The organism is Thermoflexus sp. (assembly GCF_025055495.1).
Taxonomy (GTDB): Bacteria; Chloroflexota; Anaerolineae; order Thermoflexales; family Thermoflexaceae; genus Thermoflexus.
This window is the reverse complement of the sequence record NZ_JANWXB010000190.1, coordinates 1-11018: the sequence shown is the minus strand read 5'-3', so window position 1 is coordinate 11018 and position 11018 is coordinate 1. Positions and strand designations below refer to the sequence as shown.

Annotated in this window: 13 protein-coding genes; 8 read left to right on the top strand and 5 right to left on the bottom strand. The window is 63.2% G+C overall.

What is annotated here, in order from left to right; genetic code table 11:
* Positions 1-97 precede the first annotated feature (97 nt).
* Genes NZM16_RS06565 through NZM16_RS06555 form a run of 3 tightly spaced genes read left to right on the top strand, consistent with a single transcriptional unit; the run spans position 98 to position 2265 of the window.
* Entirely contained in the window at positions 98-334 is a 237-nt protein-coding gene (locus NZM16_RS06565; RefSeq protein ID WP_295448503.1) for a sulfurtransferase TusA family protein, read from the top strand.
* On the top strand, positions 331-948 hold the full coding sequence (locus tag NZM16_RS06560; protein WP_295479426.1) for a hypothetical protein: 618 nt from the start codon (positions 331-333) through the stop codon (positions 946-948). Before NZM16_RS06565 ends, NZM16_RS06560 begins: the two co-directional genes overlap by 4 nt.
* 9 nt (positions 949-957) lie before the next feature.
* Positions 958-2265 carry a (Fe-S)-binding protein gene (locus NZM16_RS06555; RefSeq protein ID WP_295448500.1) on the top strand — a complete coding sequence of 436 codons (1308 nt, stop codon included), beginning with the start codon at positions 958-960 and terminating at the stop codon, positions 2263-2265.
* Between the two features lie 131 nt (positions 2266-2396).
* Here the strand turns inward: NZM16_RS06555 and NZM16_RS06550 are convergent, their stop codons facing one another.
* The gene (locus NZM16_RS06550; RefSeq protein WP_295479424.1) at positions 2397-3158 is read right to left on the bottom strand and encodes a YhfC family glutamic-type intramembrane protease; all 762 of its coding nucleotides are present in this window, start codon (positions 3156-3158) and stop codon (positions 2397-2399) included.
* Positions 3159-3530: 372 nt separating this feature from the next.
* On the opposite strand from NZM16_RS06550, the gene NZM16_RS06545 reads away from it, so the two are divergent.
* The 4 genes from NZM16_RS06545 (at position 3531) to NZM16_RS06530 (ending at position 6765) form a co-directional block, all read left to right on the top strand.
* Complete coding sequence (locus NZM16_RS06545; protein ID WP_295479420.1) at positions 3531-4205, top strand: response regulator transcription factor; 675 nt, start codon at positions 3531-3533, stop codon at positions 4203-4205.
* Positions 4202-5236 (top strand): sensor histidine kinase, encoded by a 1035-nt coding sequence (locus NZM16_RS06540; RefSeq protein WP_295448491.1) that lies wholly within the window; start codon positions 4202-4204, stop codon positions 5234-5236. Before NZM16_RS06545 ends, NZM16_RS06540 begins: the two co-directional genes overlap by 4 nt.
* Before the next feature lie 324 nt (positions 5237-5560).
* Positions 5561-6151: a DNA-3-methyladenine glycosylase gene (locus NZM16_RS06535; protein WP_295479417.1), complete on the top strand. Its 591-nt coding sequence runs from the start codon at positions 5561-5563 to the stop codon at positions 6149-6151.
* Between the two features lie 128 nt (positions 6152-6279).
* Complete coding sequence (locus NZM16_RS06530) at positions 6280-6765, top strand: hypothetical protein (protein WP_295448481.1); 486 nt, start codon at positions 6280-6282, stop codon at positions 6763-6765.
* Positions 6766-6849: 84 nt separating this feature from the next.
* On the opposite strand, the gene NZM16_RS06525 is transcribed toward NZM16_RS06530, so the two are convergent.
* A complete protein-coding gene (locus NZM16_RS06525) occupies positions 6850-8088 on the bottom strand; it encodes a glycosyltransferase (RefSeq protein WP_295448479.1) in 1239 nt (412 codons plus the stop codon).
* 502 nt (positions 8089-8590) lie between these two features.
* Positions 8591-8665, bottom strand: a complete 75-nt coding sequence (locus tag NZM16_RS14015) for a hypothetical protein (RefSeq protein ID WP_366946164.1) — start codon at positions 8663-8665, stop codon at positions 8591-8593.
* Between the two features lie 29 nt (positions 8666-8694).
* Here NZM16_RS14015 and NZM16_RS06520 point away from each other — a divergent pair, with 29 nt between their 5' ends.
* Complete coding sequence (locus NZM16_RS06520; RefSeq protein ID WP_295448476.1) at positions 8695-9459, top strand: ABC transporter ATP-binding protein; 765 nt, start codon at positions 8695-8697, stop codon at positions 9457-9459.
* Between the two features lie 84 nt (positions 9460-9543).
* On the opposite strand, the gene NZM16_RS06515 is transcribed toward NZM16_RS06520, so the two are convergent.
* The gene (locus NZM16_RS06515) at positions 9544-10212 is read right to left on the bottom strand and encodes a PHP domain-containing protein (protein ID WP_295448473.1); all 669 of its coding nucleotides are present in this window, start codon (positions 10210-10212) and stop codon (positions 9544-9546) included.
* Positions 10199-10906 (bottom strand): (d)CMP kinase, encoded by a 708-nt coding sequence (gene cmk, locus NZM16_RS06510; RefSeq protein ID WP_295448470.1) that lies wholly within the window; start codon positions 10904-10906, stop codon positions 10199-10201. The genes NZM16_RS06515 and cmk overlap by 14 nt, the downstream gene beginning before the upstream one ends.
* Positions 10907-11018 lie beyond the last annotated feature (112 nt).

The following is an 11018-nucleotide window of genomic DNA, read 5'->3' as shown; positions in this document are numbered from 1 at the left end:
GAGCGCCAATCGGGCGGATGGCCGCCCTCCAGAGCCCTTCCCCAGGAATTACGCAACAGGCCTGAAGAGTCAAGATTCCTTTGTCAGGAGGCGCCCAATGGAGGTGAAACCGGATCTCACGCTGGATCTCAAGGGCTTGCTGTGCCCCATGCCTGTGGTGAAGATCAATCAGGCGATCAAGAACGTTCCTGTCGGCGGGGTCATTGAGGCCTATGCGACCGACCCCGGGGTGATGGCGGACATCCCGGCTTGGTGCCGGAGCACCGGCAATGAGCTGGTGACCATTGAAAAGCAAGACAAGGTCATCCGCTTCGTGGTGCGGAGGCTGAAATGAGCGCGACGGCGCTATGGGGATGGATGGTCCTGATCGCCCTGGGCATCAGCGTCGGAGGGGTGGCTTGGCGGCTGCGCGGGCTGCTGGCCCGACCCCTGCGTCCGGATCGGTCTCCCGCTCGCGGTTCGGCATGGCGAGGGATCTTGTATGCGTTCACCATGGGCATGATGCCGTGGGCGAAGGAGAGCACCCGCCAGCACCTCCTCCCGTATCTGCGGGGGGTGCTTTTCCATGTGGGGATCTTCGCAACCCTGGCCTCCCTGGCCGTCAGCCCCTGGCGGTTGAGCCTTCCGGCTCCCCTTGCGGTGGGCGGACTGGTCCTCACGGGGATCGGGGCGGCGGGTGGCGTGATCGGGATCCTGATGCGGATCTTTGACGAACGGCTCCGCGCCCTCAGCCATCCCGACGACTATGCAGCGGTGGCGCTGGTGACCGCATGGCAGGCGGCGGGGGTGGCCTTCTGGGCGGATCCTCGCTGGATGGCGGTGTTCTACGGCCTGTCTGCCCTGACGCTGGTCGCCATCCCAGTGACCAAGATCCGGCACTGCATCTATTTCTTCTTCTCCCGGTTCTTCTTTGGCCTCTTCTATGGCCGACGAGCAGTGCTGGGTTAGGAGGCTTCCATGAGCGAGCTCATTCAGCAAGCCCTGACGACCTTCGAGAAGTCGCTGGACCGCCGCTTGCTCGCCTCCCTGGAGGTATGTGCCCGCTGCGGGATCTGTGCGGAATCGTGCCATGTGTTCGCCGCTGAGCCCGAGTTCCGCAACGCGCCGGCCGCGAAAGCGGAGGCGGTCCGCCGCTTCTACCGGCGCCTTCACGATCCGATCGGGCGTCTGTTCCCATGGTGGGTGGGGGCGAAGGATCTCCGGGAGGCCGATCTGGAGGAACTGGCGGAGATCGCCTTCGGCGCATGCACCCTGTGCCGCCGCTGCACGATGAACTGCCCGATGGGTGTGGATACAGCGCTGATTATGCGGGCCGCCCGTGCGATGCTGACGGCCGTCGGGAAGGCTCCGGAGATGCTCGTCCAGCTCGCTGACGCCGCTATCGCCCGGGAGGAGAATCTGGAGTTCTTCCGGGAATTCTATATCGATCAGATCCGAGAGCTGGAACGAGAGTTGCAGGAACAAACCGGCGATCCCGAGGCCCGCATCCCGGTGGAGAAAGCGGGCGCGGAGATCCTCTATGTCGCCCTCTCCGGCGCCCACACCATCCTGCCGGCGGCCATTCTCTTTCATGCCGTCGGGGCCGACTGGACCCTGAGCATGTTCGAGGCGGCCAATTATGGATACTTCCTGGCCGATATCCAGCGCGCTAAGGCCATTGCGCGGCGGATTGTAGACGAGGCCCGGCGGCTGGGGGTGAAGGAAATCATTCTCGCCGAATGCGGTCACGCCTATACCGTTCTGCGCTGGGAAGCGCCGAACTGGTTCGACGATTTCCCCTTCCGGGTGCGCAGCATCATCGAAGTGGCGGCGGAGTGGATCCAGCAGGGTCGCCTGCCGCTGGACCCCTCGGCGAACCCGGAGCCGGTCACCTATCACGATTCCTGCAATCTGGGCCGGAACGGTGGCCTGCTGGAAGAGCCCCGGATCATCCTGCGTGCGGTTGTCCAGGATTTCCGGGAGATGACTCCGAACCGGGCGGAGAATTTCTGTTGCGGCGGCGGGGCAGGCCTGGTGGCCGTTCCCGAATGGTATGAGAAGCGCATGCGGGCTGGACATCGCAAAGTGGAGCAGATTCGTCGGACAGGAGCCCAGATCGTAGCGGCCTCATGCGATAATTGCCGCCTGCAACTGGGGGATCTGAGCGACTATTATGGCATGGGTGTCCAGGTGAGCGGCCTGATGGATCTGGTGGTGAAGGCCTATCTGGCGGCCCGCCGGATGGAGATGGCCGTTCCTACCGCATCCGTTCCGGTCTCTGCCTGAACGCTAAAGCCTTCTCAGGAGGATGGGGTCGGTCGCCTGGAGTGACCGGCCCCGCCTTTCAATCGTTGGGTGATGCATCGTCCCACCCTCCTTATTCCTCTTTCCCCACGGCCCAGAGGGCCAGACGAGCTTTACGGCGAGCCGCTTGTCGCCCAGATCCGCCGGATCCCCCAGCCCATCGCCAGCGCCCAGAGCGCCACAATCCCTTCGGCCCCCCAGATCCCCCAGCGAACCAGGGCGTAGCCGGCGGTTCCATTCACCAGGGCGTGGAGGAATACCGCCATTCCCCACCAGGCCGGTTGCCTCCGGCGGACCCCCAGCCAGATCAGAAAGGCGAGGCCGGTGTGGAGGATGAGGGCCAGCCCCCGCTCCAGCACACCCACCCAGGGGATCCAGGCGGGCGTGGCCCAGTAGGCCGCGACCGCTGTTTCGGTCCCCGGGGGGATTGGAAGCGCCCCTTCCTGCATCAGCTGCATCACGATCAGCTGGATCCATCCCACCAGCCCCAACCAGAAAGCTTCTGTGCCTCCATGGGCCAGGCCCAGCACCAGGGCATCCGCGCCCTCCAAGCTTTTTCCCACGTAGGTCTGGCGACGGTGAGCCCATCGCATCCCCAGCCAGCGGGCGGTTTCCTCAAAGAGGCCAGCGGAGAGACTGAGGACCACCAGATTAAAGAGCAGCGGGTTGGGCGGCTGGGGAAGCCATCCGCGGCGGAACAGCTCAGTCAACCCCGCCAGCAGGGGCAAGCGGAGCGCCTGCGCCCCCGTGAACGTCAGGGCCCCGACCCCCAGCCAGGCTACGGGCCGCCTCCACCGGGCCCTCGCCCACAGGGCCAGGGCGGGTCCTCCCAATAAAATCGCCAGCATGGCGCTCGTTCGAATCAGGAGATCCATGGCGTCTCGCCTCACAGGGAATCCTGGCTTGTCTAATCTGCGGTTTCATTTTAAAAATATTTGGAACGCCTCATCCCTCAGGGGCCCTGCAGAAGGACCCAGAAGGCGGATCAACCCCTCTCCCCCCTTATGGGGGGAAGTGGGGTTTCGGGGCGACGGCTTCGCCGCCCCGAAGCCCTCCCTCCTTTCTCCTCTGATGGGAGAGAGGAGGGGATGAGGGAAGCTTCCGCCTTATTCCGTGGTGTTATCCTATGAACGCTTCCAGAGAGGATGGTTATAACCGGATGGGCTCTTAGCCGTCCGAACACCTCATTTTTAACTGGACAAAGTAACAGCGGGCGATGGGGGATGATAGAGAAAGGAGGCGTGGCGATGACGTATCGGGTGCTGATCGTGGACGACCACCCGTTGTTCCGCAAGGGCGTGCGGGATACGCTGGTCCCAGAACCGGGCCTCCAGGTGGTCGGTGAGGCCGCGGATGGACAGACCGCCCTGAACATGATCCTGAGACTGAATCCTCATCTCGTGTTGATGGACGTTCATCTGCCGGGCCTCAATGGCCTGGATGTGATCCGCCAGGCGCGAGCCCATGGGTTTGAGGGTGCCATTTTAGTCCTGACCGCTTATGACAGCGAGGAGCAGATGCGCCATGCCATCCGCATCGGCGCGAATGGTTACTGTTCCAAGGATACGCCCCCTGATCTCCTCCTCCAGAACATCCGTCACGTGCTCTCCGGGCGTTACATCCTGGGCTCCCAGGTGGTGAACGCCGCTGAGGTGCAACGGATTGTGGGCGAGGCAGAAGAAATCGAAGATCCTGTTCTCTCCCCTCGGGAGCAGGAGATCCTCCAGTATGTCGCCCTGGGATATAGCAACAAGGCCATCGCGGAACGGCTGAGGATCAGCCAGCAGACCGTTAAGAATCACATGACGGCAATTCTGCGCAAACTGGATTTGAGCGATCGGACCCAGGCGGCCATCCTGGCGATCCGCCGCGGGTGGGTCCGCCTGCCTGAAGAGCCTATCGTCCCGGAGGAGAAGCCGTGACCGAGCAGACCGCACCTCTGCGGGATCTGTTGAATTACTGCCGTGAGGAGCAGGAGGCTGCCCAGCAGCAACTATCGGAACTGCAGGCATTGATCCGGCAGACCTCAACCGATGTGGAACGGCTGGCTCAGCGTAGCCTGCACCTGACCAATCAAATCAAACAAATGGAGAGCCGGCTGGAGAACATCCCGACCGCCGAGATCATCGAGACTTATCAATCCGCTATGGACGTCCAGAAGCGGCTATGGCTGATGCGAGGGCAGCTGGAGAAATTTCAAGGCCTGGAGGCCCACCTCCAGCGCTACCTGGAGGCCCTGGATCGCATCCTCTCCATGCTGGCTCTGGCGCAGGAAGCCGCCTCAACCTCTCGCCCCGGCGCGGAGTCCAGCCTCATCGTCCGCCTCTTTGAGGCCCAGGAACAGGAACGCCAGCGGCTGGTCCGCCAGCTCCATGATGGGCCCGCCCAAGCGTTGACCAACCTGGTGTTGCAGGCGGAGATCTGCGAACGGCTCTTCCAGCGGGACCCGGAGCGAGCGAAGGCGGAGCTCGCGGCCTTGAAAAGCGCGGTCGTCGAGACCTTCCAGCGCATGCGGGAGTTCCTGTTCGACATCCGCCCGATGAGCCTGGATGATCTGGGGCTGGTCCCCACGGTGCGACGCTACGTGGAGACCTTAAAGGACAAAGTGAAATTCTCTCTTACTCTGCAGATCAGTGGGGAAGAGCGCCGGCTGGCTGCCTACCAGGAGGCGGCCCTCTTCCGCATCATCCAAGAGCTCCTCACGAATGTGCGTCTACACGCCCAGGCCTCTCAGGCGGTGGTCCGTCTGGCCTTCCAACCGCAGGGGGTTCGCCTGGAGGTGGAGGACAACGGCGTGGGGTTCGATGTGGAGGAGGCGCTGGCGAATGCACCGCGGCGCAAGACCATTGGATTGACTTCTATCCGTCAGTGGGTGGAGATGCTGGGGGGGCAGCTCTCCATCTCCAGCGCTCCGGGCAAGGGGACTCGGGTGGCCATCTTTCTTCCCTCCTAAAGGACCTGTGGCCTTTGGCGGTTTTCGAGGGCAGTGCGGGAGGCCTTCGGCCCCCCGCACCGCCCGGATGGTCTGGCCATTTTGAATCCGCCGGCTGCGGCCCGCCCGTCCGGCGTGCAGCGGGATGTGCCCGGCGGGCATTAGAACACCTGGGGGCCGCCTGCGCACCGCGCTGGCCTGGGGCGTGGGCGGAGATGTGCGACCGCTCCCTCCAGCGGGCTCTCTCACCCACATACAGTAGAGAGCGCGATCAGCCCCAAGCGAGCGCCACCCAGGTCGATCCGAATGAAGACAGCTGACCCTCGACAACCAGCTCAGGAGACCATGCAACGGCTTCCCCGCGCCTTTTTCGAACGTCCCACTTTAGAGGTGGCGCGGGATCTCCTGGGCCGGCGCCTCGTGCGCCTGGTCCGTGGGCGTCGGATCTCCGGGCGCATTGTCGAGGTGGAGGCCTACATCGGGGAGGAAGATCAGGCCTCCCATGCCTCTGTTGGCTGTACCCTCCGTAACGCGGTCATGTATGGTCCGCCCGGTCACGCCTATGTCTATATGATCTACGGTCAGCACTATTGTCTGAACATCGTCACCGAACCGGAAGGCTTCCCGGCTGCCATCCTGATCCGGGCTCTGGAGCCGGAGGAAGGGCTTTCATGGATCGCTCGGCGACGCCCCGGGATCCCAATGCGGGACTGGCTGCGGGGGCCCGGGCGGGTTTGCGCAGGGCTGGGTATCCATCGGACGTTCAACGGCCACGACCTGTGCGCACCGGATGCCCGGCTCTGGATCGAGAGAGGGGAACCGGTTCCGGACAATCAGGTGGTCAGCGGCCCCCGCATCCGGGTGCGAGGGGATCTCCTCGCCCGCACCCGTCCATGGCGGTTCTACATTCGAGATCATCCGTGCGTTTCGGATTAGCCGGATAGCGCGGCGAAAGATACGCCGCTCTCCAGCCGAGGGTCATAGGTAGGAGGATGTCGCGTTTCTGAGCGTGAGGAGGGATACCCCACCTTCCCCCTGGATCCGAAGAATTGGCCGGAGAAGCCATGAGTCGGTGCCGCGCCTGGTGGGTGGTCGCCAGCACTTCCGCAGGGAAGTGGCACTGGCGGGACTTCTTCCAGAACCCAGCCGAGGAGGGGCGGAACTGGGGAGGTCGGGAGTGGATCCGCTCGCCGGTCTCATGGGCGCGGATCCGGGAGATGCGAAAGGGGGATGTAGTGGTGGCCTACCAGGCCGGCGAGGGGATCATCGGCCTGGCTCGCCTGGCCTCGGATGGTTACCCAGAGATCGAAGGGGGGCCTTATGATACCTTCGATTTAGCACCTTCCCCCGTCGTATGGCTCCGCGAGCCCATCCCTCTCTTCTTCGTGCGCCAGATCCCCCAGGCTCGCTCCTACTTCGAATTCCTCCGTGTTCACCACGGCACGGTCTTCCGGATCGCTCCCGAGGGTTTCGAAGCTCTCCTGCGTCTGATCCAGGCGCTGAACCCGGAGCAGGTTGAGGAACTCCAAGCGTTTTTAGAGTATGCTTGAAATGTCCGGTGGGCCCTCCTCCGGATCATGATCTCCTCTCCCCTGTGAGATTTTCGCAGGGTAGGAGAATTTCCCCCACAATCTTTAGCCCAGCAAAGAACGAAGCAGCAGCAGCTCATCCCGGAGGCCCCGGGTGCACAGGAAATGCTGCCGCACGTGCTCCCGGCCTCGCTCCCCCATCGTCCGCGCTGTCTCCGGGTGGTCCAGCAACTCCAGCGCCCTCGCCGCGCATTCCTCGACGCTGCTGACCAGGAAACCGGTTTCCCTATCCAGGACCTGCAACGGAATCCCACCGACCCGTCCCCCGATGACCGGCTTCCCCTTCCATAATGCCTCCGTGACGGTAAGCCCGAACCCTTCTCGCAGGGATTTCTGGATCACCACATCCGCAGTCCGCTGGAAGGCATTCACCTCCCAGGCCCCCACTCCGTGGAAGTTGTGCAGCACATGGAGATCCGGATCCTCCCCGGCATGCCGCAGGGTGCGATCGTAATAAAACCAGCCTTCCGGGTCATCGTGGGCCATCGATCCGACGAGGGCCAGCTGGACCTCGGGGCGCTCTCGCTTGACCAGCCGATAGGCATCGATCACCCCGAGGGGATCCTTCCATGGGTCGAAGCGGGAGACCTGCAGGAGCAGCGGACGGTTCACGTCCACCCCGAATCGGGCAACGATGGCCCAGGCCTCCTGCGGATCCATTGGGGCGTTTTTAGGCGAGAGCGGATCGATGGTGGGTGGGATGATGGCGACGCGAGAGATGGGAAAGCTTGGGCCTACGTATTCGGCCATCGTGAAGATCGCCGCGTCGTAAGCGGAAAGATAGGGAAGCAGGAATGACCAGAAAGCCGGGTTCGGGGCGCTGGTGTCGATGTGACAGCGCCAGATCCAGAAACGGGCCCCGCGGCGTTCCCGCAGCAACGGGATGCCGGCTGGCTGAGGGTCATGGATCATGATCACATCGTAGTCACCGGGCAGAGACGTCGCGTTCCGCTGGTTGCCTTCCTTCCAGGTCTCCTGCATCTCCGGGGTGAAAGCGAGATCCATCCCCTGGAGGCCGTTATGCATCGCCTTGGTGACCCGGAAGAAGGCGTCGTCCCCATGGATCACCCGCCATTCCGCCTCCAGACCCAGATCTCGCAGCAAGGGGATATGGGTGGTCAGGATCTCCGCCACCCCTCCGCCAAAGGCGGTGGCATTCACGTGTAGCACCCGCAGGCCGCGCAAGGGCGCCGCCAGCTCCCGAAGCATCTGGATCGTTTCATCCCCTACTATAGGACGCAGAGCTTCCAGGGATCGAGGAGGAACCGATATGGGCTCGTGCATCGCACGCTCCTGATTTGAGATTTGTTGCGTAACTGGCGGGGGAACCCTTCCGCCCCATCTGTTCGATTCTCGACGGCGTAAGCCCAAGTGATTTTAGCATCCCCCCGATCACTCCCCGGATGTAATCGCGCTGGAGCGGCGCGAACACTAGGATCGACGTGCCCGTGGCCAGGATGGGAACGGCTGTCTGCATGCTTCAATCAGTATGATACTGCCGGTATGATACTCCCCGTACAGGAGAGGGATATATCATGAGGCCGCGTGGTTGGTATTTACTTCGGACAGATCACACTTTCTGTTTGCCGGTGTCTTCGGTTGGGCGAGGCCGCCAAGCCGCCAGAGGCGGCCTCGCCCAACCATGAAAATAAAAAATCCTCCTCCATGAGACCTCTTGAGACTTAGGGAGGAGAGATAACATAAGGAGGTCCATCGCCACGGCAGCTCTATCAGCTCATCGCTAAGTAGTGCTGCACGGCTTCCGTATAACCCGGGGTGATCCGTTTTAGAGGATCCCTTGCTTTGCAGGGATTAGGAGAGCCTTTAGACTCAAGGAGACGAAAAAGCCCGGACCGCATATTCAGGATTCCGAGAGCGGAGAAAATGGGCATGCTTCGAGTAGAAGGTTTGCAGATTGCCTATGGAGATCGCGTGGTGGTCGCAGGGTTAAGCTTCTCCGTGGAGCCGGGTCGAGCGCTGGGGTTGATCGGCCCCAACGGCGCCGGAAAGACGACGGTGCTTCGCGCGTTGAGCGGTGTGATCCCGATCCAGGTCGGCTCGATCTTCTGGGAGAACATCCCGCTCCATATCCTTCCCCCTGAGCAGCGGGCCCGCTGGATCGCCGTGGTCCCCCAGGGGGCCTCCCTCCCCGAAGCGTTCACCGGGGAGGAGGTGGTCGCCTTCGGGCGCACCCCCTATCTCTCCTGGCTGTCCGCGCTCTCCTCAACGGATCGCCTGCAGATCGAGCAAGCGATGATCCGAACGGAGACCCAGGCCTTTTCGGAACGGCGGGTGGGGACGCTTTCAGGAGGGGAACGCCAGCGCCTGCTCATCGCCCGCGCCTTCGCTCAGACCCCTCGCATCCTGTTGCTGGATGAGGCCTTCGCCCATCTGGACCTGAAATATCAGCTTCGGCTCCTCCAGCTGATCCGCCGGATGCTTCAGACGGACCGTATGGCGGGGGTGCTGGCGATCCACGATCTCCATCTGGCGGCCCGTTTCTGCGATCAGTTGCTGCTGCTGAAAAACGGCCGGGCCCTGGCTTTCGGGCCTCCCGAAGAGGTCCTGCAGCCAGCTCTTCTGGAGGCCGCCTACGAGATCCCCATGCGCGTGGAGCGACATCCGGAGGCCGGGTGGTTGATCTGGCCGGCATAACCACTGATCGTGCGGGCCTCTTCGCCTCCCTGGCCAGAGGGCGTTCAGATAATCAAGGAGGCACTCTCCACTACAATGCGAAGGCTATCGAAGCTTTGCCTGTGCACCCTTTCGAGGGTGAAGCCACTTCGCCCACACGGAGAACAGGTGCACCCAGAAGGGGCTTAAACGACAGGTGGGGTGGGCCTGGCGCAGGGCCTGCAGGAAGCCTGCCGCGTCCTCAAAGGGCGGAAGGCCCGTCCAGGCCCGGCCCAGTTCCCAGAGGGTGTGCGCATCGCTGCCGGAGAAGCCCGGCTTGCCGAACCGCGCGGCCAGTGCCGCGGCGCAGGCGTTGTCGCCCGGGAACACACAACGCGCGTTAAAAACTTCCACGGCATCCACCAAAGGGATCACCGCCTCGGCCATCTCCTGACCCACCGCGGAGCCCCGCGCCCGGTCGCAGGGGTGCGGGAGCGCGGCCACCCCACCCTGCTCTCGAATCCGGTCGATGGTTTCCCTCAGGGGAAGGCCTTTCGGGATCTCCCGCTCAATGAAATAGGCGAGCACTTCCCCTTCCCGGGTGCGGATTTCCTCCCCCACGATGATGAGGTCCGGAGCTCGCTCCTTCAGCCGTAACGCTCCCTCGATCGTGTTATGATCGGTCACCGCCACGCGGTTCAGGCCTTTCCGACGGCAGGCCGTGAGGAAATCCTCCAGGGAAACCATGCTGTCAGGGGAGTAAAGCGTGTGGGCGTGCAGCTCAACCCGCCACATGCGGCGTCTCCCGGCATCGCTCTTCGATGAGCGATAGCACCCGATGGAACACTTCCTCGATATCCATCGCGGTGGTGTCCAGAACGATCGCGTCGGGGGCCGGACGAAGCGGCGCCACTTCCCGTTCCTGATCCATGGCGTCCCGTTGCCGCATGATCTCCAGGACTTCTTCGAAGGACATGGCTTCCCCTCGATCCTGAAGCTCCCGGTAACGGCGCCATGCCCGGGTCTCCAGATCGGCATCCAAATAAAGCTTGAAATCGGCCTCCGGAAGGACCACAGTTCCCACATCTCGACCGACCATCACCACCTGGCCCCGCAAGCCGATCTGGCGCTGGCGATGGGTGAGGGCGCGCCGGACGCCTGGATAGGCCGACACCTGGGAGACCGCCGCGTCCACCTCCGGGCTGCGAAGCGCCCATGTGACATCCACACCCTCCACCTGCACGGTATACAGGCGGCCATCGGCCACGGTGGGAGGCCGGATGTCCAGATCCAGGGTCTCCGCCAGACGGGTCAGGGCGTCTTCGTCCGTCACTGGGATGCCCTTCTGCAGGGCCGCCCAGGTGACCGCCCGATACATCACCCCCGTATCGATATAAACATACCCCAGATGAGCGGCCAGGCGCTGGGCCAGAGTGCTCTTCCCCGAGGCCGCCGGCCCATCGATGGCGATTCGTAACGGTCGTCCCATTGGAATGAACACTTCTCCTGTACGATCTGGCGAACCGACTTGGAACACATTCTAATGCGTCCGGGTAGAGCGCGCAGGGCTCTGTCGCCATCCCGGCTTAGGAGGCGGCAGG